General features: G+C 74.5%; 28 protein-coding genes. 10 read left to right on the top strand and 18 right to left on the bottom strand.

Going from position 1 to position 19,426, the window contains the following annotated elements; translation table 11 throughout:
* The first annotated feature begins 142 nt into the window (after nt 1–142).
* Nucleotides 143–955 (top strand): endonuclease, encoded by an 813-nt coding sequence (locus WD341_RS06140; protein WP_368424553.1) that lies wholly within the window; start codon nt 143–145, stop codon nt 953–955.
* Between the two features lie 136 nt (nt 956–1,091).
* Here WD341_RS06140 and WD341_RS06145 read toward each other — a convergent pair whose 3' ends face one another.
* The 4 genes from WD341_RS06145 to WD341_RS06160 form a co-directional block, all read right to left on the bottom strand.
* Nucleotides 1,092–1,859 carry a hypothetical protein gene (locus WD341_RS06145; RefSeq protein WP_368424554.1) on the bottom strand — a complete coding sequence of 256 codons (768 nt, stop codon included), beginning with the start codon at nt 1,857–1,859 and terminating at the stop codon, nt 1,092–1,094.
* 37 nt (nt 1,860–1,896) lie between these two features.
* Nucleotides 1,897–3,012, bottom strand: a complete 1,116-nt coding sequence (locus WD341_RS06150; RefSeq protein ID WP_368424555.1) for a helix-turn-helix domain-containing protein — start codon at nt 3,010–3,012, stop codon at nt 1,897–1,899.
* A gap of 178 nt (nt 3,013–3,190) precedes the next feature.
* Nucleotides 3,191–3,562 (bottom strand): hypothetical protein, encoded by a 372-nt coding sequence (locus WD341_RS06155; protein ID WP_368424556.1) that lies wholly within the window; start codon nt 3,560–3,562, stop codon nt 3,191–3,193.
* Nucleotides 3,559–4,431 (bottom strand): DNA adenine methylase, encoded by an 873-nt coding sequence (locus tag WD341_RS06160; protein WP_368424557.1) that lies wholly within the window; start codon nt 4,429–4,431, stop codon nt 3,559–3,561. The genes WD341_RS06155 and WD341_RS06160 overlap by 4 nt, the downstream gene beginning before the upstream one ends.
* A 222-nt stretch (nt 4,432–4,653) precedes the next feature.
* Here WD341_RS06160 and WD341_RS06165 point away from each other — a divergent pair, with 222 nt between their 5' ends.
* On the top strand, nt 4,654–5,454 hold the full coding sequence (locus tag WD341_RS06165) for a hypothetical protein (protein WP_368424558.1): 801 nt from the start codon (nt 4,654–4,656) through the stop codon (nt 5,452–5,454).
* Here the strand turns inward: WD341_RS06165 and WD341_RS06170 are convergent.
* The 14 genes from WD341_RS06170 to WD341_RS06235 all read right to left on the bottom strand — a co-directional run bounded on the left by WD341_RS06170 (nt 5,421) and on the right by WD341_RS06235 (nt 13,852).
* A complete protein-coding gene (locus tag WD341_RS06170) occupies nt 5,421–5,633 on the bottom strand; it encodes a hypothetical protein (RefSeq protein WP_368424559.1) in 213 nt (70 codons plus the stop codon). The two genes, WD341_RS06165 and WD341_RS06170, sit on opposite strands and share 34 nt — an antisense overlap.
* Nucleotides 5,634–5,686: 53 nt before the next feature.
* On the bottom strand, nt 5,687–6,289 hold the full coding sequence (locus WD341_RS06175; protein WP_368424560.1) for a hypothetical protein: 603 nt from the start codon (nt 6,287–6,289) through the stop codon (nt 5,687–5,689).
* Nucleotides 6,286–7,308 (bottom strand): hypothetical protein, encoded by a 1,023-nt coding sequence (locus WD341_RS06180; RefSeq protein WP_368424561.1) that lies wholly within the window; start codon nt 7,306–7,308, stop codon nt 6,286–6,288. Before WD341_RS06180 ends, WD341_RS06175 begins: the two co-directional genes overlap by 4 nt.
* Nucleotides 7,305–9,155, bottom strand: a complete 1,851-nt coding sequence (locus WD341_RS06185; protein WP_368424562.1) for an SNF2-related protein — start codon at nt 9,153–9,155, stop codon at nt 7,305–7,307. The genes WD341_RS06180 and WD341_RS06185 overlap by 4 nt, the downstream gene beginning before the upstream one ends.
* Nucleotides 9,152–9,538 (bottom strand): hypothetical protein, encoded by a 387-nt coding sequence (locus tag WD341_RS06190; RefSeq protein ID WP_368424563.1) that lies wholly within the window; start codon nt 9,536–9,538, stop codon nt 9,152–9,154. The genes WD341_RS06185 and WD341_RS06190 overlap by 4 nt, the downstream gene beginning before the upstream one ends.
* Nucleotides 9,531–9,848: a hypothetical protein gene (locus WD341_RS06195; RefSeq protein ID WP_368424564.1), complete on the bottom strand. Its 318-nt coding sequence runs from the start codon at nt 9,846–9,848 to the stop codon at nt 9,531–9,533. The genes WD341_RS06190 and WD341_RS06195 overlap by 8 nt, the downstream gene beginning before the upstream one ends.
* Nucleotides 9,849–9,927: 79 nt before the next feature.
* Nucleotides 9,928–10,371, bottom strand: coding sequence for a MazG-like family protein (locus tag WD341_RS06200; protein ID WP_368424565.1), 444 nt, complete (start codon nt 10,369–10,371; stop codon nt 9,928–9,930).
* Nucleotides 10,371–10,871 carry a hypothetical protein gene (locus WD341_RS06205; RefSeq protein ID WP_368424566.1) on the bottom strand — a complete coding sequence of 167 codons (501 nt, stop codon included), beginning with the start codon at nt 10,869–10,871 and terminating at the stop codon, nt 10,371–10,373. Before WD341_RS06205 ends, WD341_RS06200 begins: the two co-directional genes overlap by 1 nt.
* Nucleotides 10,868–12,079: a hypothetical protein gene (locus tag WD341_RS06210; RefSeq protein WP_368424567.1), complete on the bottom strand. Its 1,212-nt coding sequence runs from the start codon at nt 12,077–12,079 to the stop codon at nt 10,868–10,870. Before WD341_RS06210 ends, WD341_RS06205 begins: the two co-directional genes overlap by 4 nt.
* Nucleotides 12,080–12,093: 14 nt before the next feature.
* Nucleotides 12,094–12,492: a hypothetical protein gene (locus tag WD341_RS06215; RefSeq protein WP_368424568.1), complete on the bottom strand. Its 399-nt coding sequence runs from the start codon at nt 12,490–12,492 to the stop codon at nt 12,094–12,096.
* Nucleotides 12,492–12,803, bottom strand: a complete 312-nt coding sequence (locus tag WD341_RS06220; RefSeq protein WP_368424569.1) for a hypothetical protein — start codon at nt 12,801–12,803, stop codon at nt 12,492–12,494. The genes WD341_RS06215 and WD341_RS06220 overlap by 1 nt, the downstream gene beginning before the upstream one ends.
* Nucleotides 12,800–13,192: a hypothetical protein gene (locus WD341_RS06225; RefSeq protein WP_368424570.1), complete on the bottom strand. Its 393-nt coding sequence runs from the start codon at nt 13,190–13,192 to the stop codon at nt 12,800–12,802. Before WD341_RS06225 ends, WD341_RS06220 begins: the two co-directional genes overlap by 4 nt.
* Nucleotides 13,189–13,506 carry a hypothetical protein gene (locus WD341_RS06230; protein ID WP_368424571.1) on the bottom strand — a complete coding sequence of 106 codons (318 nt, stop codon included), beginning with the start codon at nt 13,504–13,506 and terminating at the stop codon, nt 13,189–13,191. Before WD341_RS06230 ends, WD341_RS06225 begins: the two co-directional genes overlap by 4 nt.
* Nucleotides 13,507–13,510: 4 nt before the next feature.
* Nucleotides 13,511–13,852 carry a hypothetical protein gene (locus WD341_RS06235; protein WP_368424572.1) on the bottom strand — a complete coding sequence of 114 codons (342 nt, stop codon included), beginning with the start codon at nt 13,850–13,852 and terminating at the stop codon, nt 13,511–13,513.
* Between the two features lie 57 nt (nt 13,853–13,909).
* Between WD341_RS06235 and WD341_RS06240 the strand changes: the two genes are divergently transcribed.
* From WD341_RS06240 to WD341_RS06275, 8 genes are all read left to right on the top strand, one after another.
* Complete coding sequence (locus WD341_RS06240; protein ID WP_368424573.1) at nt 13,910–14,443, top strand: helix-turn-helix transcriptional regulator; 534 nt, start codon at nt 13,910–13,912, stop codon at nt 14,441–14,443.
* Nucleotides 14,444–14,755: 312 nt separating this feature from the next.
* The gene (locus tag WD341_RS06245; protein WP_368424574.1) at nt 14,756–17,785 is read left to right on the top strand and encodes a ParB N-terminal domain-containing protein; all 3,030 of its coding nucleotides are present in this window, start codon (nt 14,756–14,758) and stop codon (nt 17,783–17,785) included.
* Nucleotides 17,785–17,982 (top strand): hypothetical protein, encoded by a 198-nt coding sequence (locus tag WD341_RS06250; protein WP_368424575.1) that lies wholly within the window; start codon nt 17,785–17,787, stop codon nt 17,980–17,982. Before WD341_RS06245 ends, WD341_RS06250 begins: the two co-directional genes overlap by 1 nt.
* Nucleotides 17,979–18,212: a hypothetical protein gene (locus WD341_RS06255; RefSeq protein ID WP_368424576.1), complete on the top strand. Its 234-nt coding sequence runs from the start codon at nt 17,979–17,981 to the stop codon at nt 18,210–18,212. The genes WD341_RS06250 and WD341_RS06255 overlap by 4 nt, the downstream gene beginning before the upstream one ends.
* A complete protein-coding gene (locus tag WD341_RS06260; protein WP_368424577.1) occupies nt 18,209–18,766 on the top strand; it encodes a hypothetical protein in 558 nt (185 codons plus the stop codon). Before WD341_RS06255 ends, WD341_RS06260 begins: the two co-directional genes overlap by 4 nt.
* A complete protein-coding gene (locus tag WD341_RS06265; protein WP_368424578.1) occupies nt 18,763–19,038 on the top strand; it encodes a hypothetical protein in 276 nt (91 codons plus the stop codon). Before WD341_RS06260 ends, WD341_RS06265 begins: the two co-directional genes overlap by 4 nt.
* Nucleotide 19,039: 1 nt before the next feature.
* Entirely contained in the window at nt 19,040–19,258 is a 219-nt protein-coding gene (locus tag WD341_RS06270; RefSeq protein WP_368424579.1) for a hypothetical protein, read from the top strand.
* An 8-nt stretch (nt 19,259–19,266) separates the two neighbouring features.
* Nucleotides 19,267–19,422, top strand: coding sequence for a hypothetical protein (locus WD341_RS06275; protein ID WP_368424580.1), 156 nt, complete (start codon nt 19,267–19,269; stop codon nt 19,420–19,422).
* Nucleotides 19,423–19,426: the final 4 nt, after the last annotated feature.

A 19,426-nucleotide genomic window follows, 5' to 3' on the forward strand; every position in this document is an offset into this window, starting at 1 on the left:
TTGATTGCATGCACTTCGCGCCCGCGCCGTGTCAACCCCCTGGCCGGCCCTGACCGAACTTCGAATCCGGCTGATCGCACGTTGCGAAGCTCGATCTGCCGCGACACAGTCACCCCTTTCCGCAAAGGGGGCGCGCAGGCGCATGAGCAGACTCGTTCTCATCCTGGTCTCGCTGGCTGCGTTTGCCTGCGCACCCGCTGAGCAGGGCGCGCGCGTGCCCGCAACGTCCGCTCCGGAGAGCGCCGCGCACCGGCAGGACGACGCACGCGAGCTGACTTGGCCAGCCCTGGCTGAACTTCCATGGCCTGCACCGCAGACTGCCTTCACCGGCTACGGCTCGCGCGTCAGGGACGAACTGTGGGCGCTCTACGTCGACGGTGGCGTCGAGCTCTACTGCCGCATCGAGTTCACGGCCGACGAGGCCGCCGCCCGTCGAATCGACAGTGGAATCCTCACCTGGGAGCACGTCTATCCGGCGGACCGGATCGCCGAGGCCCTCGGCTTCGAGGACCGCGGCTGCAAAACGCCCGAGGCAGACGCGGTCGCCCGGGAAGACACCTGCCTCGCCGCCATCTCGGACATGCACAACCTCTGGCCGGCGAGCGGCCGTATCAACTCGAGCCGCAGCAATCACCCTTACGGCCTGCTCGAAGGCGAGGGCACCAACAATCCGACCTTCGCCGAGTTCTGTCCCGACTTCGAGCGCACCTACGGCACCCGCCAGGCCTTCATCGAGCCGACGGACACCGCTCGGGGCGACATCGCGCGGTCGCTCATCTACATGCACTTCGTCTACGACCTGCCGCTCGAGCCCGTCATCGACGAGCCCGACCGCCTGCTGGAGTGGGCCGAGAGCGATCCGGTGGACCGCGACGAGCTCGACCGCGAGGTACTCATTCGGGAGCGCCAGGGAACAGGCAGCCCGCTCATCGTGCTTCCAACGCCGAGCTCGTAATCAGGGCCCTGAAGTCACAGGGCTATGGATGACCCCGGCAATCAGGGCGCCCCGGTAGGGCCGCAGCGTCTATCCCTCCACAGGTGCCGCCTATTCCCCGCAGCCGGCATGGCGGGCCCTGCAGGGCTCTACTCCGCTAGCGCGCGCCGAGCATCCCGATGCCCGCCAGTGCGGCGGCGCGAATCATGTCGCGGTCCCAGGCGATCGGCCCCGGCATCCGCCGCGCCGCCTCCTCCAGCGTCGCCTCGCAGCCGAGCACGTGCCAGAACGCCATCCCCGCCGGCGAGGTCATGCCGCCGAGCCGATCGATGATCCGGAGCGCCCGCCGCCGCTCCTCGATGCCGCCCGGCAGGTCCTTTATCCCGCCGCCGCCGACCGCGTTGGGGTCGACCGCCTTCAGCGCGAGCAGGCCGCCGAGCTGGAAGTCCTCGCGGAAGCGCCGGGCCGCGTCGGCCGCCGGCCGGCCGATCGCGCCCTGCCGCTCCCAGGCGTCGAGGATGTCGAGCGCCCGTGCCGGCCGGCCGCCGGCCGGCGGATCGACGGCTGCCTCGCCCTCGACCGTCAGGGCCGCCCGCTCGTCCGTCGGCCCGTCGAGGCCAGCGCGCGAGACGACCACCCCGTCCCGCCGCTCGAGGCCGAGACCGCGCTCCAGTGCCGCCTCCCGCTCGGCCCGGCTCGCCCGCTTGCGCCGCTCGACGCGCTCGGCGTCGACGCGCTCCCACAGCGGCACCAGCTTCCGCTCCAGCGCCGGCGACCAGGTGCCGCGCGCCTTGGCATCGAGCACCAGGGTCTGGCGCCGCGCCTCGATCCCGGGCCGCGCCGGATCGTCCTGCAGCTCGGCCTCCTCGCGGCGCCGGGCCGTCCTCGCCTCGCGACGCTTCCGCTTCTCCGCCGTCGTCGTCATCGCACCCCTCGCTCGCTTGCCTGCCTCGGAACCGCGCTCATCGCCGCCCCGCCATCCCCCGTGCCGACCCCTGGCGCCCCGCCGAACCGCGTTCGGCCGGCCCGGCCGGCTTCGTCCCCGGCTTGGTCCCTGGCGGCGACGGCCCGGCCGCCGCCAGGGCGTCGGCCTTCATCGCCTCGTGCCGCTCCCGCGGCAGCCCCTCGCCGCCCAGCGCGCCCGGCGGCCGGACCTCGACCGGGCCGCCCCACACCCGCTCGACCACCTGCAGCAGTCGGGCTTGCGAGGCGCGCAGCTGCTCGGCGTGCCACAGGCTCGGCGCCCGCAGCAGCAGCAGCTCGACGTCGGGGAAGTCGGAGGGCGTTTCCTGCCAGGGGATCAACGGCGCGACCCAGGCGGCGAAGCGCGCCGGGTCCCCGAGGGCGCGCTGGATCTCGCCGAGGCGGCCCAGCCAGCGCTGGCGCAGGGAGCTGGGATCGACCCGCGCCGCCGTCGCCGCCCTGCCGAGCGACCCGCCGTCCTCGCCGCCGTCGCCGACGCCGCCCGGCGGGGCGCAGACCGCCCCACAAGCTTGTTGCTTGTCGCCGCCGCCAGCCGCGGCGACTGGAAGGGCTTCGCACGCGCCCGGGTTTATCTCTTGGTTCTTACTGAGGGTTTGGGTGTCACCAGCGACACCCTTATCCGAGTCGCTGACACCCTTATCCGGGCTAAGGGTGTCACCAGCGACACCCTTTTCGCCGCTAAGGGTGTCACCAGCGACACCCTTATTTGCTAGTAGCGGGTGGCCTGAACACAAGCGTGGTTGTCGCCCCCGCGTCGCCATCTCGGCCAGCACGCGCGCCTGCACGCTGCCCTCTTTGGGCGCGCCGTGGACGGCGAGCAGCCGGTCTATGTCGATCCGGTAGGTCGCCGTCGAGCCCGGCCCCTGGCCGCCCTCGGCGTCGCGCACCAGGACCTGCTCGACGCGGAGGTCGCGCCGCACCCGCTTGACTGTTTCCTCGGAATAGCCCGTGCGCAGCGCCAGCGTCGCGACCGAGGGGAAGATGTTGCCCTCCTCGGTGTCGGCGCAGTCGGCCATGGCGACCAGTATCATCTTCTGCGTCGGGTTGAGCCCGAAGCACTGCTGCAGCACCGTCCCCAGCGCATAGACGCTCACGGCCGTGCGCCCTCTACTAAGGGGGTCTCCCTGACCCCCGTACGGCCAGCCTCGAGCCCTGCTGCGCCGCCGCCGGCCGGGGCCGGTGCCAGCGGTCCCGCGCCTTTCGCCACCGCTCGACCGCCGGCTAATGGGGTCAGGGAGACCCCCTTAGCCAGGCCGGCTGCCTTGTTCCCGCTCACCACAGCGCCACCTCCCGCTGCAGCCGGAAGGCGACCCCGACCAGACGCGCCGGCCGGCCGGGCGACGGGGCGGTCACTCGCACCCGCGGCCGGCTGACCCGCCTGATCGCCGCGCGGCGGACGTCCCTCTTCCAGAGGTTTAGGCGGCCGCAGCAGGCGAGCACCAGGGCCTGGCGCTGCCCGACGTCGCCCTCGAACAGCGCGGCCCGCCCCAGCTCGTAGGCCAGCCCGACTTCCGTCCGCGGCGGCGCCAGGCCGTCCGCGTCCTGGACGCCGAGGGCAAAGTCCGCCGACTCCGCCAGGCGCCGCCAGGCGGCCGCCACGCCCCACCACAGCGCCGCCGGCAGACGATCTTGCCGTTCCGTCATCCCCCTCCCTCCAATGGCAAGGCGCCGGCCTGGATCTCCCGGCGCCAGGGCCGTGGCCCGTAGACGATCAGCTCCGCGACCTGGTCGTTGGACTCCCGCGCGATCGAGTAGCGGGTCTCGACGGTCTCGAGCTCGAAGTCGGCGAACAGCGCCCGCGTCTCGGGCGTGGCGTTGATCGAGAGGATCCACCGGCCCTTGAGCCGGCCGAGCTGCTCGACCAGCGGCGCGAAGTCCGCGCGGCCGAAGAGCTCGCGCCCGTAGTCGCCCTCGCTGCCCCAATAGGGCGGGTCGAGATAGAACAGGGTGCCCGGCGCGTCGTAGCGCACCAGGAAGTCGGCCCAGGGCAGCCGCTCGATCACGACGCCGGCGAGCCGCTCGTGGATCGCCTCCAGGATCGGCTGCAGGCGGGTGACGTTGAAGCGGCCGGCCTCGCGGACGTCGACCCCGAAGGTCCGCCCGGTGACCTTGCCGCCGTAGGCCGTGCGCTGCAGGTAGAGGAAGCGCGCCGAGCGCTCCAGGTCGGTCAGGGTCTCCGGGTCGGTCGCGACCAGGCGCTCGAACTCGCCGCGCCCCGTGATCTGCCACTTGATCGTGTCCAGGAAGGGCACGTAGTGGCGCTGCAGGACGCGGAACAGCGTCGCGACGTCCTGGCTCCAGTCGTTGACGACCTCCGCCCGCGGCCGCCGCGTGCGGCGCAGGAAGACGCCGCCCATGCCCAGGAAGACCTCGGCAAAGGTCACGTGCGGCGCGTGGTCGATCCGCTGCGCCAGGCGGTCGGCCAAGTGGCGCTTGCCGCCGATGTAGGCGGCCGGCGGGTGCACCGGCCGAACGGCGTTCGTCGGGTACTCGGGACGGAATGGGTTGGGCATGGGATCTCCGCACGGTGGCGCCAGGCGCACGCGGGGCGAATCGACAGCCGCCCTTCTTCGTGCAACCGTTGCACCCGTCCGGGCGCCCGGACGGGGCGGGACGGCGGTGGCCTGGCCAGCTGCAGTCGTGCGGGGCGCAATCCCGCGGCTAAGGGCGTTGGCGCGCCCGGCCCCCGCCCGGCCCGCGGGCCGAGGCGAGGGAGTTAGAAGGGGGAGGGGCCGATGACGCCGAAGTGGTGGCCGAGCGCGCAGGGTTGGGCCGGCGCCGGCATTGGCGCGGTTGCTGGGATCGCTCTTGCCCTTGCCGCCCTTTGGTCGCCAGCTCCGAAGGCCTGGGAACTCGCGAAGGAGGCGGGGCTCCTGCAGGCCGGGGCGACTGTCATGCTTGGGGCAGCGTTCACCTTTCTCGGAATCTTCGTCACGGTGACGGTGCTGCGCCAGCAACTCGATAGGGAAAGCCGGGACCGCCAAGCCGCCGCACTGCAGAATCAATCCGCGCTGTTGCGATTGCTGCGGTATGAGATTGGCCGGGCTATGTTCGACCTGAGAAGGGCGGCGAGCGCAGTAAACGTCGTCCGAATTAGAGTCGGCATTGCCGGCGAAAAGTCCACTCCGCACGCGATGGCGCTTGGATCGGTCGCAAGATCCGCCGGCCCTGCCGTTGGCAAAACGCGCTGGACGACGCTTTCTGCAGAACAGATGGCAGAGCTGCCGGCAGAGATCGCTAGCAGCCACAGCTACCTGATGGCGCTCTGGGAGCCGTGCGATGCCGATACCGCAGAGAACGACCCGGCCGCCTTCCTTGAAGGATTCCGGGACTATATTGAACAGCTGGTTGCCGAGCAGGAAGCAGTGTTGGCGGCACTGATGTCCGCGCCGACCCAAGAAGAGGCATCCGATAGCGCGGGGTTGGCAGCGCTCGTTGCCGCGATTCCCCCAGGGGTTTCGTTCTGGGGCCTTTCGGGCCTGCCCGTAGCTCCGCCCAGCGATCATTGGCCGGATCCCCCGAACAGCGACCCCTGACCCCGCGCCACGTGCCGCGCCCGGGTGATCTCGTAGCGCGCGCGCTCGAGCAGCTGCGCCCGCTCGCCGGTCGCCGGCGGCCGCGGCGCGTCGGGCGCCAGGCCGCGGCAGAGGGCGCCTTTCAGCGGCCCCGGGATCCGGTCCCAGCAGGCCCGGCAGAAGTCGCGGTCGGCCGGCACGCGGGCGCCGCATCCGGGCCCGGCGCAGGCGCGGTCGAGGAGCCCGGGCGCGCTCACCCCTCGCCCCCGCGGTCGGCCGTCGCCGCCTCGGGCGCGCAGGCGCTGCAGAGCCCCGGCTCGGCCCACCAGCACCCGCCGCCGTCCGGCATGGCGCAGGCCTCGAGCAGCGTGCAGCCGCAGACCCTGCAGCGTTCGGTCGGCGCGCCGACCATCGCCACAGCCCTCTCGCGCGCCTCGCGCTCGACCAGGACCGCCGCCCAGACCATGCAGACGGCAGCGAGCAGCGCGACCGTCGGCTCGGTCGCCACCGCCTCGACCCGGATGCCGGCGCCGTCGCGGTTGAAGATCTCGGCGACCGCCACGTCGAGCGGCCGGTCGCAGCGCGGCCCGACGCCCGTCGACCAGGCCCAGCCCTCCGCCGGGTTCCCTTGGCCCGGCAGCAGCGCCGCGATGTCCTCGATCCCGTGGCCGACAGCCCAGCCGCCGCCGAGCCCGGCAGCATCCGGCACGATCTTCAGCAGCGTCTCCACGTAGAGGCCGAGGTCCGCCCACCCCGGGGCGCTCGACCAGCGCATCTCCTCGGCCAGCATGTGCAGGGCATGGACCCGCCAGCAGACCGTCGCCGGCGCCGCGCCGGCGTCTTCGCTCCCGCTCATCCCTCGTCCTCCTCGGATTGCCCGGCCAGCTGCCGGGCGTGGTCGGCGGCGGCCAGCAGGGCCGCGGCCAGGTCGGTGTCGCTCTCGCCGCCCGGCGCCAGCAGGCGCAGCGCCTCGGCGACCGCCTGGTCGCGGTCGAGCCGCCGGGCCTGGCCGCGCCGGGCCGGGCGATAGAGCACCGTGCCGTCCTCGGCGGCGGCCACGCGCCACAGCTCGGCGCGGGCCCGCGCCTGGCGCTCGGCGCTCGGCGAGGGCAGGGCGGCGTCCGGATCGCCCGGCCGCTGCAGCAGCTTGCGCGCCCCCGGCGGGATCGCCGCGCTGATCGGATGCCCGCCCGGCGGCGCCACCGGCCGCCCGTCCGGGCCGAACTGCCAGACCACCCAGGCGTAGGCGGTCGCCGTCGAGCCCGTGAAGCGCGCCAGCGCCATCGGCAGCCGCTCGGCGAAGTGCCACCAGGCCGCCGGCGGCGACCGCTCGAACAGCGCGTGGCGCGCCTGGCCCTCGCGCCAGCTGGCGCGGACCAGCAGCGCCACGCCCCGGCGCACCAGGCCGGCGCGGCCGAGCTCGAGCGCGCGCTCGAGGAAGGCCTCCGGCCGGCCCGCGCCATAGGGCGGGTTGGCGACGATCCAGTCGACGCCCGTCGCGCCCAGGGCCGTCAAGGCCAACCCCTCCCAGGCGCCCGGCGCCAGGAAGTCAGCGACGCCGACGCCCGGCCGCCACGGCTCGACGTCGCTGACCAACACGCGGTCCGCCACGTCGGCGATCGCGCCCGACAGGTGCCCCAGCCCGTCGCAGGGGTCGGCGACGACCGCGCCGCGCAGCTCCGGCAGCGCGTAGTGCCAAAGCGCGCGCCCGCCCCAGGGCGGCGTCAGGTAGAGGTCGCGCGCCGCCGCCCGCTCGGCGAACGCTGGCGCCAGCCCCGCCGCGATCCCGCTCTCGACCGCCAGGGCCGAGGGCGCCCGCTGCGCCTGCAGCGCGGCGCGGTTCTCACCGGCATGACGGATCGCGGGCCGCGTCACGCCGCCCCTCCCGCCGAACGGCGTTCGGCGCGGGCGCGCAGGTTGGCCAGCAGCTTCGCCTTGTGCGCGGCGATCGCCTGGCCCGCCAGCGCCGGGTCGTCGGCCCGGTCCGGGTCGGCCATGACGCCGACGAACTGCTGCGCCTTGAGGCCGAGGGTGTCGAGGATGAAGGGGTCGCTCGAGTCTTCGTCGTCGGTCACCAGGTAGTAGGCCAGCACGCTGTCGCGCTGCCCGTGCCGGTGCAGCCTGTCCTCGGCCTGGCCGTGCACCGCCGGCGACCAGTCCATCTCGGCGAAGACGACGCAGCGCCCGCGATCCTGGAAGCCGTCGAGGCCGGCCGCCGCGCGCAGCGAGACGAAGGCGAGGTCGGTCTCGCCGGAGCGGAACGCCTCCAGCGCCGCCGCCTTTTCCTCGCCGCTGCGCCGGCCGTCGATCGCGACCGGCTTGAAGCGGGCGAGCGCGCCCATCAGGACGTCGGTCACGTCGTGGTGGTGGACGAAGCACAAGGTCGGGTCGCCGGCCTCGAGCAGGGCGCGCAGGAAGTCCGCGACGAAGCTGGCCTTGGCCAAGCCCGTCGCCTTGCGGATCGCGGTCACCGCGCGGCCGTCGATCCGCGACCGGGCGAAGCCGTCCTTTTCGCCGACCGCCTCGACCGCGATCGCCGAGGCCTCGGCGGCCAGGCGGTCGAACAGGCTCTCGTCCTTTTCGATCTTCTCGACCGCCCGGCGCTTGGCCGGCAGCTCGCTCAGCACGTCGGCCTTCAGCCGGCGCAGCAGCAGCCCTTCGCGCTTGAGGTAGCTGCCCAGCACCCGCGGCTCGCTGATCGCCTCGCCGCCGTTGGTCCCGGTCCACTCGCGGGTGAAGGACTCGCGGTCGCCCAGGCAGTGGAAATCGAGGACGTTGAGCACGTTCCAGATCTCGACGCCCTTGTTGTAGATCGGCGTGCCCGACAGGCCGTGCACGTGCTCGGCGGCCTCGGCCAGCTTGCTGGCGGCGGCGTATTTCAGGCTGGCGTGGTGGCGCAGCTCCTGGCACTCGTCGAAGGCCAGCGCGCGCGGCCGCAGCTGGCTCAGCGCCGGCTGCCAGCTGTCCAGCAGGCCGTAGTGCAGCAGGTAGAGGTCGGCCGCCGCCGGCCCTTCGCCCGGCTTGCGCCGGCCCTGCAGGCGCCAGGCCCGGGCCTTGCCCGTGAAGTTGAGCCGCGTCTCGCTCGGGTCGCCGCGCCCGGTCTCGGTCGCGATGCCCAGGAACGCCTCCAGCTTGGCCGACCAGTGGGTCAGCAGGTGCGGCGGCACGACCAGGACCGCGGGCCACGGCTCGACCGCCGCCAGGAAGGCGAGGTACTGGACCGTCTTGCCCAGCCCCATTTCGTCGCCTAACAGGCCGCGCGCGTGCGCCTTCAGCCAGGCCAGCCCCTCCTTCTTGAACGGAGACAGCGTGCCCTGGAAGCCGACCGGCGCCACCGCCCGGCGCGGCGCCGCCGCGAAGGCCGCGCGCCGCCGCTCGTAGTCGCAGGCCGCCCGCCAGGTGCCGAGCAGCTGCTCGGGCTGCTTCGGGCGCAGCGGGTAGCGCTGCAGCAGCCAGATCAGGTCCTGGTCGGTGCGCGCCGAGCGCGGGAAGCGCGCCTGCCCGGCGCCTCGGCCCTGGGCCGACAGGAACAGCCGCTTGACGAAGCCGACCGCCTGGGGGTGGCCCTCGATCTCCCAGACCGGGCCCTCCGGCCCCTCGACCAGCTCCAGCGTGCCCCAGGTCTCCCCGCCGAAGCACCCGGCCGGCAGCGCCAGGTGCTGCGGCAGCGGCGCCTCGGCGGCGTCGCGGATCTCCGCTCCGTAGCTCTCTCCCGCGCTCAAACCGCGATTCCCCAGGCGCGATGCAGCGCGACGCAGGCCAGCGGCTTTCCCGCCAGGCGCCCGGGCGCCGGCAGCCCCGCCTCGGCGACGGCGACCAGGCCGCGCACGCTCGGCTGCAGGGCATAGCGCGACAGCTGGCGCAGCAGCGCGGTGCGGTCGGCAAAGGCGCGCTTGGCCTCGATCACTATGCCGCCGCGCCACAGGTCGGCCCGGCAGCGCGGCCCGAAGCTGACCTCGCGGCGGAAGCGCAGGCCCGCCTCGAGCAGCCGCGCCTCGACCGCGGCGACCACCTCGGCCTCGGTCAGGTTCGTCGCCGGCAGCCGCAGCCCGGCGAGCGCGGCAACCACGGCCTGGACGTCGGCGAGGGCGGCGGCGTCAGGCATTGGCGTCGCCCTCCGGCTCGCTCCAGGCGCCGCGGGCCCGCAGCGCCCGCTCCCAGGCCGCGCGCACCGGCTCCGCGCAGTGCGCTAGCGCGTCCTTCCAGGTCGGCCAACGGCCGTGCTCGGCGCGGAAGGCGTACTGGTAGTAGAGAGACCCTGCGTCGTGCGGCTCGGCGGCCGGGTGCGCCGGCCGCCTGCCGCAGACCTGGCAGGCGTCAGGGGGCGGCGGCAGGATCGCGAAGGCGGCGGTGCCCTCGGTCACCTCTCCAGTCCCGAGGTCGACCGTCCGCCTCGACACCGACAAGCTCTTCATGCGCCGTCGCCTTCCGTCTGCTGCTGCCCCATGCGCGCCAGGCCCTCGGCGGCGATCGCGGCGAGGACCGGGTCGTCCATCACCGGACGTCCGGAACCCGGTAGGCGCGGCTTTCGCCGAGCCGCACCGGCGAGCCGACCCGCTCGCTGACTTCGTTGAACTTGGCGATCGTCGCGTCCGACAGGTCGACGCCGGCCGGGTGCGGCGTGCCGTCGGCGAAGTCGAGCGCCCGCAGCGCCAGCAGGTCGAGATAGGTCTGGACGTCGGCCAGCTCCTTGGCTGCGAGCTGGCTGTACTCCGCATGGGACAGGTCCCCGCGCTCGTACTTCTTGCGGATGTTGGCGAACTCGCCCAGCTCGCCGACGGTCGCCTGCAGCCACTGCGCGGGGCTCCAGTCCGACCCGTCCGGCTGGCTGTGCGCCGGCTCGCCGTGCCGATTCTTGAAGGTCGGCAACCGGTCGACGTTGGCGCGCCGCAGCGCGCCCAGGGCCAGGCCCTGCTTCATCAGGCAAACGTCCTTCATCACCCTTGCTCCCCTTCGGTTGGCAGGTTTCTCGCCCGGCGCAGCAGGACCGCCAGCGCCGGGCCCAGGCCGGCGACCAGGCGCCGGGCGCCGATCGGCGCCTCGGCGTCGGTCAACAGTTGCAGGTCGCGCCAGCCGGCCTGGCCGAGGGCCACGACGTAGACGCGGCAGTCGGGCGCCAGGTCGAACCGCCCGAGATCGATGCGCCAGTGCGACAGGCCGAACCACGGCCCCCCAGCGTCCGTCGCGCGCCACGCCGCCGTGCCCTCGACCGGGTCGCGCCCCTGCAGCGCCCGCGACAGGCGCAGGCCCAGCTCGTCGAGCAGCAGGTCGAGCTGGACGCCCTGCGACCGCCCCTCGCGGTTGAGCTGGATCTCGACCGCCCGCCCGTCCGCCGGGTCCAGGCAGACCGTCGCCGCGACCGTGAAGCCGCCGGCCTCGATCCGCTCGGTCAGGCCGGGCAGGCGCCGCGGCACCCGCCCCCCAACGCGCGCGCTCACCGGCCCACCCCCTCGGCGTCCGGCTCGGCCGGCAGCGGAAAGGGCGCCAGGCCCTCGGCGACGCGGTGCCGGTTGGCGGCCTCGACCGCCCAGCGATGGCTGCGGCGGAACCCGTCGACCGAGACGGTCGGCGGCCGGTTCGGCCGCACGTGGACCGTCCCGACCCGGTGCCCGTGCGCCTCCAGGTAGGCGACCAGCTGGCAGCCGGTGTAGAGCGCCGCCGAGGCGGCGGGCTCGTAGCGCTTGATCAGGCCCGCGGCGACCCATGCCTCGATTTCGGCGGCTTCCTTGGTCGTCCGTTGCTCTGCTACCGTGGCGGGATGACCCGTGCCCCTCGCCCCTTTGGCATTGCGCTCGCGCTCGCGCTGCTCGGCCTGGCCCAGGCTGTCGCCGCCCCAGCGCTCGCCGAGGAGGGGGCGCCCTATCGGCCGCCGCTCGCCGCGCCGGCCGAGGTCGAGATCCCGCCCGGCGGTCGCCTGCCGGCCGGTACGCTCTTCGGCGGTTGGGCGATCGCGTTCGACGGCGACACCCTCGCGCTCGTCCAGGGGGCGGACAGCCTCGAGGCGCTGCTCGACGCGCCGGCGCGGGGCCCGCGCCGACGCGTCCGCGTCCGCCTCTTCGCCCTCTCGGCGCCGGAAATGCGCGACTACCGCCTCGGCCTGGCCGGGCGCACCGCCCTCGACGACGCGATCGGCTTCGACCCCGTGCGCGGCGTCCGTCGCCGCGACGGCACCGGCGGCCGCGTCGTCTGCACCGCGACCGGCGCCGTCACCCACAAGCGACCGGTCGCCGTCTGCCGCAACGTCGTCGGTGACGACCTCGCCGAGGCGCTGCTCCGCGCCGGCGCGGGGATCGTCTACCGCACCTATCTCACCGACCGGCCCGACCTCGCCCGCCGCTACCTGCTCGCGGAGTCGTCGGCGCGGCTTCACGGCCGCGGCCTCTGGTCCGCGCAGCCGCTCGACCCGCTCGCCGGCCGCTGACGGCGCCGCGCCCTCTTCGCCCGGCCCGTCCTCGCACTCCTCGCGCAGCAGCAGCGCCGCCAGGCCCAGCCGCAGCAGGTCCCGCCGCACCGCCTCGGCGCGCCGCACCGGCAGGCCGAAGGCCAGCGCCGCCGTCTCGATCGAGGTGCCCTTGCACAGCAGGCCGACGAAGCCCGGCAACTCGGCGATCGGCAGCGCCCCCCGCGGCGTCGCCCCCCGCGTCATCGCCCCCCGCGGCATCACGAGTCCCCCGCCGGGCCGAGGACCTCGGCATCGAACAGCAACCCGTCGCGGCGCAGCAGCGGCGCGACCTTGCCGGCGACGACCAGCCCTTCGAACGCGCGGCGGATCCACGTCGGCGTCCTGGCCTCCGAGTAGCCGAGCGCCAGGGCCACCGCCCCGGGCGCCGCCCGCCGACCCTCGGCCTTCAGCGCGCGCATGGTCTCCAGCACCCGCGCCTCGGCCGTCGCGCCCTGCGTCGGCGGCGGCGGCGACTCCTTCACCGGCGCCGGCGACGGCGGCGGTGGCATCGGCGCCGCCGGCAGCCCGAGGATCCGCCGCTGCGCGGCGTCGTCCAGCTGGCGCCAGCGCGCCGGATCCAGCTTCACCGGGCAGGGCCAGGTGCCGGGCGCCGCCATCACAGGCCACCGCGCGGCAGGAAGCTGGCCAGCGGCCCCAGGCGACGCGGCGGCAGCTCGGCGCCCGCGTCGGAGCAGACGCCCCGCCCCGCCGCCTGTGCGATCGCCGCCAGCGTCGTCTCGGCCTCGCGGTCGTCGGCGCGCAGCTCGGCGACGACCGGCGCCAGCGTTTGGCAGGGCGCGCCGTCGAGCGCGGCGGCCGCGCACTGCAGGTGGTTGAAGGTCGAGTCGCCGCAGACCTGGCAGCCCGCCCCGGCGAGCGGCAAGCGGCTCGCGATCCGGCGCAGCAGCGCAGCGGCCGGGGCGCTCACTTCGCTGGCTCCTGCCGCGCCCGCTTCCGGGCGGCGGCCGCAGCCGCCACCTTCTCGCGCCGCGCCTTGCACTTGAGGCGGAACAGCTCATGGACCGCGGCGTCGCCGGTCAGGACGCGCCCGTCGTTTCGCGTGATGCGGCAGCTCACCTGCTCGAGGCAGATTTCGAGGTAGCGCTGGCGCGCCTCGGCGGAGCGCCGGCCGGCGCCGGCGTAGTTGCGGCGAGGCAGCCGGCGGCGGACGCGCCGCGCCTTGCCGGTGCGTCGCCGGCGCGACGGCTGGATGCTCGACCCGCGCGCCGGCGGCGGCGTGTCGACGCGGCCGGACACCGTCGCCGCCGCGGCGAGCGCCATGCTCGCGGCCGCGGATAGACCGAAAAGCCTGGTCATCGCGTTTCCCCTTCCTTGGTGGTGCTTGCGGGCGCCGCCACCGGCTGCGCCTGCAGCCAATCATCGAGGCGCGTCTCGACGCCCTGCTCGGCCAGCCAGTCGCGCAGCTTGGTCGCCGTCGCCTCGCTCGCGGCGGCGCCCAGCTCGACGCGCGCCAGCTCGTTCGGCGCGATGCCCAGGCGGTCGGCCAGCCGCCGGTCGCCGCCCTCGGCCTGGCCGTAGGTCGTTCGACGGATGTGACGCAGCGCCAGGCGCACGACGCGCGGGCGATTGCCGATCGAGACAGGTGCAGGCGGGGCGGCGGGGCGATCCATGGCCTCAGCCCCCGTCCTGGCCGGCCGCCGCGGACTCCCGCTCGACCTCGGCCAGCAGCTCGACGAAGACGGACCGGATGGTGGCCTCGGCGACGCCGCGCGCCGCCAGACGCTCGCCGAACTGCGCCAGGCTCGGCAGGCGCACCATGCCGTTGGCGTCGACCTTGCCGCCCGACACCAGGAAGAGACGCCGCGCGATCTCTGGGCGGGCCGTTCGGCTGCCGTCGCGGTAGCGGCCAGCCGTGAAGGGCGCGACGCCGATCTGCCGGGCGATCTCGGAATCGCTCAGCCCGGCGTCAGATGCCCACTGGTGGTAGGCGGTACGATCGGCAGCGGTCGCCGGCATTTGGCACCCCACATTTTGTAGGGAGCAAATATGCACCAGTTTGGTGATACTCTGTCAATGGGCAACATCACCTTTATTGCGCCTGCTCGGCGGCTTGCGGCTGCTCCATCGTGGGGCATGGCCAGCAACCGACTGAAAGAGCTTCGAAATCGAGCCGGGCTGTCGCAGGCGCGATTGGCGAAGATGCTCGGCACCTCGACGCAGCAGATCTCGCGACTCGAGATCGGCGACCGGCAGTTGACCCAGGGTTGGATGAACCGGTTGGCCGAGGCGCTCAACGTCCGCCCCGGCGACTTCTTCCCTGACGCGACCGGCGTCCCCGGCAACGCGCCGGCCGCCAGCGCGCCGGGCGACGACGAGGAATTCTTCGCCGACACCTCCGAGGCGCTGCGCCTGCTTTATCAGGAGCTGGGCATCAAGATCGCGCCGCGCGACCTGGCTCGAGAGGCCTTCGCCGCCTTCTCCGACCTGGCGCGCGAGTCGGCCCTGCCGGAGACCCGCCGGCACCTGCTCGGCGAGCATATCAAGCACCACCGCCGCTTTCTGTTGCGCTACGGCGATACCGTCCTGGGCGATCGCCACAGCGCCTGACGCGCCAACCCCCAACCGCCCGATTGCCGCCTCGCCGGCCTGACCGTGCCATTCGAAGCGATGGCTAGGCGCGCGCCTTCACCGTTGCGGTTGAAAGCGCCTTGACTATAGATGCACCGATATGGTGATGTTCCGCCGCTGGCTCGTTCCAGCGCCGGCCGCCATCGGGGCCGCCGGCAACGCCAGGCCGCCGGACGGGAGCGGCGCGAGGCAGTCGGACCCGCCGGGCAGCGTACCCTGTCGCTTTGCCAACCCGGCTCCCCAGCCCCGCACCCTCCCGTCCCCGGCCGGCCGCTCCGGAGGCACCCGAGCATGGCCGACAAGACCACTCCCGCCGCCGCCGCCGAACCCCGTTCGGCCGCCAAGGGCGCGAAGCCCGCCAAGTCCCCCAAGCCCACCAAGTCCAGCAAGGCGGCCTCCGCCAAGCCGAAGCCGGCCGGCGCGACGGTCGACTGGAACCGCGCGCGCGGCCTGGTCGGCCAGGCGATGGAGCGCGACGGCCTCAGCCTGCGCGGCTTCGCGAGCGCCGTCGGCATCGACCACGGCAACCTATCGCGCTTCCTGGCCGCCGGCGCGACCGGAGCCCTCGCCACCGAAACGGCCGTGGCGCTCGCCGAGCACCTGCAGCTGCCGCTCGACGGCTTCCTCGGCCTGGCGCCCGACGGCCCGACCGCCGCGCGCTTCCTGCGCGTGCCGCTGGACGAGATCGCCGCCGGCGCCAACCCGCGCCGCCACTTCGACGAGGCCAAGCTGGCCGAGCTTGCCGACTCGATCGCCGAGGAGGGCCTGCGCACGCCGCTGTGGGCCGTCGCCACCGAGCCGGGGGGCGAGCAGGGGGGCCAGCCGACGCTCTACCGTCTGATCGCCGGCGAGCGGCGCCTGCGCGCCCTGCGCATCCTGGCCGCCGACAAGACGCGCAAGGCCGCCTTCCAGCGCGTGCTGCCCGGCGCCCTGGTGCCGGTGCAGCTCTACCCGGCAGACCCGCTCGGCGAGGCCGTCGCCGCCATCGTCGAAAACGTGCAACGCGAGGACCTGGCGCAGTGGGAGCTGACCGCCGCCCTGGTCAGGCTGCGCGACGACCACGGCCTCGACGGCGCCGCGATCTCCCGCCGCCTGGGCCTGAACGAGCGGCAGGTGCAGCAGCACCTGGCGATCAACGACAAGCTGTCGGCGGAGCTGCGCGTCCTCTACGACGCCGGCGACCTCTCCTTCACCGCCGCCCGCTTCGCCATCACGGACCGCCGCGACGTCGACCTCTCGCCGGAAGCGCCGGCGCAGGCAGAGGCCGACGCCGAGGTCGCGGCGCCGGTGCTCAAGAGCCTGTTCCGCGGCCGGATCTGGCACGTCGAGGCGGTCTATCGCCGCTATGCGCCAGGCGCGGCACGCGGCGAGTTCGGCGTCGAGTTCGCCATCTTCCAGGGCGACGAGGAAATCGATCGCGCCGAGGCGCGGGACGACGCCGTCCTGGCCGCGACGGCCCTCGTCCTCAATCAGCTGACGGTCGGTCCGCTTGACGCCGCCATCCGCGGCTTCCTCGACCTCGGCGACGACCCGGCGGAGGCCGAGGACCTCGCCGGCCTCTGCCGTACGCTCGGCCGGCTCTACATCGGCCAGGACCCCGGCGTCTCGGGCTTCTTCCTCAAGTCCGTCGGCGCGCTGGCGAATTGGGGCGCCGAGCCGGCGGCCGCGCCGGAGGCCGAGCGGCGCGTGCTCTTCGAGGACGCCGGCGCCAGCCTGGTCGCCACCCTGACCCCGGTCGGCGCCTCGGTCGCCTGCGCCCTGGCGGCCAAGGCCGGCGGCTTCGAGGCTCAGGCCCAGGCCCTGGGCGAGACAGCCGACGAGGCGATCGAGGACGCGGCCAAGGAACTCGCCGGCGACCTCGCCGACTACGACGCCGAGGACACGGCGGCGGTTTTCCCGCTCGCCGAGCGGTTGCTCGGCCTGGTCGACTTCACCTACCACCTGGACCGCTGGCTGAGTGAGCACGCGCCCGCCGGCTGGGTCGACGGCAATGGCCGGATCAAGCCGGGCGAGGTCATCTGCCCCGCCGGCTCCGACGCCGCCAACGCCGCCACCTTCGAGGTCGTTCAGCTCGACGACGGCTGGCGCGCCGATGCCGGCTACCGGGCCGCGGGCTTCGGCACCACGCAGCCGCGCCTGACCCGGGATCTGCCGCCGGCCCCGACGCGGGAGGCGGCGATCGCCGAGGCCGCGACGCGCGCGGCGCAGCAGGTGCGCGAGGCGACCTGGTGGAGCCATCGCTCGCGCACCACCGTCCTCGGCATCCTCGAACCCCACCTGCCCGAGGGTGCGAAGCACCTGACGGAGCTGCCGGCGCCGCCGGCCGGCGAGGCCGCCGCCGAACCCGGTTCGGCCGAGGCACCGGACCTCGGCGCGCTCATGCCGACCAAGGGCGCGCTGCTGATCGCCAAGCGCGTGAAGACTCACGCCCTGCGCGACGCCACGCGCAAGCGCCAGGACGTCTGCAAGGCCCTGGTCGTGCTGGAGCTGGTCCGCCAGTACGGCAACAGTCGTAAGGCGCTGTGGATCCGCCACGACGAACAGGTAGTGCCGGGCAACATCTACACCAGCCCGGCGACCAGCGCGGTCTTCGCCGAGCTGGCGCCCGCCCTCGAGGGGGTCGCCAAGCTGGAGGCGCTGAGTGACTTCGACCACGGGCGGCTGCGGTTCGCCGGCGGCGCCGGCGACTTCGCTGGGGGCGAAACCTCGGTCGCCCTGCTGCGCCGGCTGGTCGCGCTGCCGGCCGAGCAGCTCAACCGCCTGTTCTGCGCCGCCGTCGCCGCCCAGGTGACCAGCGCCCACCACTACGACGGCGAGCCGGGCGACGACGAGCTGGTCGTCGCGCTCGCCGGGATCCTGGCCGTCGACGTCCGCCACGCCTGGAGCGACCCGACCGCGGCCGAGCCGCAGCCCTACACCCTCGATCGCGAGTACCTCACGGGCTGCAGCAAGGCGCAGCTGCAGGCGATCGCCGCCGAGCTGGGCGTGGTCAAGGTCACCGGCTCGACCCGCAAGGCCGACGCGGTCGACATGCTCCTGGAGCACCTGCCGACCGACGCGCGGGCCCGCGAGTGGCTGCCGGCGCCCTTCCACTTCGCCACCGCGGCCGAGCTGCCGGCCCTCGGCCTCGGCGCCCCGGCCGCGCCGCGCCGGCAGGCCGCCCCGCGGATCTCGGCCGAGGACTTCGAGCGCGACGTCCGCCCGCGCTTCCTGCAGGGCGACGACGACGGCGAGGAGGGCGCATCCGACGAGACGGCGAGCAGCCTGCTCGAGGATCTCGACGAGGCGCTCGCCGGGTCCTCTTCCGGGAGGGCCGGGTGATGGAGGGCGCGGTCCTGCTCGGCCTGATCGGCCTCTCCGCCGGCATCGTCGCGGCGCTCGGCGTCGCCTGCGCCTGCGTCCTCTTCGGCTGGACGCCGCTGACCCTGGAACAGTCCGGCGCCCTGGTCGGCCTCTTCGCGGTCGGCACGCCCGTCGTCGCCGCCCTGCTCGTCATCGCAACGGAGGTCCGCCGATGATCCTCGCCGCCACCACCACCGTCGAGCACGCGACCCGCCGCTATTGGGAGGCCGCCAGCGTCCTCGCCGGCCGCCACCGCCGCCCCGCCAGCCTGGAGACGGCGCGCCTCTACCTGCACCAGCTCGCCGGGGACCCCTTGGCGCCGCGCCCCCTCGCCCTCGCCGCCCACGGCGCCCTCCGGCGCCACTACCGGGCCGGAGCCACCCAACCGCAGGAGATCGCCCTGTGACCGAGCACGCAGCCGCCCCTACCGACCCCACGGTCCTCGACCTCGCGGCCTCCGACCCCAGGGCCCCCGACCCCGCGCCGCGCGGCGCGCTGCCGCAAACCAAGGCCCGGGCCGAGCGGCTGCTGCCGCCCCGGCCGCTGCCCGAGCGCCTGCGCGCGCGGCAGGACCGGCAGCAGGCGACCCGCCTGGGCGCCGGCGCCTGCCCGCTCGCCCTCGATGGCGCGCGCGGCCGGCGCGACGGCCTCGACGGCCTGGCGCCGCGCCAGGACACGCCGGCCTATCGCAACGGCTTCCGCGAGGGCAACGCCGAGTTCAACCGGCGCCGGCAGCGCGCCATGGCCGAGGGCTTCCTGGCCGGCGACGACGGCCTGCCGCCGGAGACGCCCGCCGCCTACGCCGAGCCCGCCGCCGGGCACCGCCGGTCGCCGGCTCTGCGCACCTACCGCGACGACTGGCTGCTCGGCCACGCCGACGGCCGCGCCGAGCGCGCCGAGCGCCTGGCCGCCCTCGGCCGCCTCGGCCGTCGCCTCGGCCTGCCGGAGGGCGAGCGGTGACCGTGGGCAGGGACCGGCGGCCGCCGTTCTTCGGCCAGGATCCCAACGCCTACGACCTCGACGACGGCCGGCCCGGCGCCGGGCTGTTCGCCAACGCCGTCCAGGTGTGGGCGCTCGAGCAGCGCCGGACCGTCACCGTTCGCGACGCCGCCGAGGTCTTCAACTGCCCGGACGCGATGATCTGCGAGGCCATCGAGGATCACCCCTGGATGTTCGTCGAGGGGCCGGACGACGACCCGACCAAGCAGACGATCGAGCACGAGGGCGAGTGACATGACCGCCTTGCCCCGCAACCTCGCCGCCGCGGTCGACCGCCTGCAGGCCGCCATGACCGAGGCCGACCCCGAGGCCGCCGGCCTGGTGCTCTGCCGGGACGGGGCCGAGCTGCTGACCGTCGACGCCGGCGGCGCCCTCGAGGAGGCCCTCGTCGGCCGCCTGACCGACGCCCTGGTCGAGGTCGTCAACCGCCTGGTCCCGGAGCCATCGCCGTGAGGCGCGCCATGACGCCCAGGGGCCGCCCCAGCCGCCCCGCGCCCCTCGACGCCGAGGCTTGGCGCTGGATCGTCGGCGGCGCCCTGCTGCTCGCCGGCGGCGCCGCCCTCGGCGCCCACTTCGAATGGATCCGCCGCGCGCTCGCCGCGCTCTGCCTTTCGTGACCCG

The sequence above is a fragment of the Tistlia sp. genome, from assembly GCF_040905785.1.
In the GTDB taxonomy this organism is placed as follows: domain Bacteria; phylum Pseudomonadota; class Alphaproteobacteria; order Kiloniellales; family DSM-21159; genus Tistlia.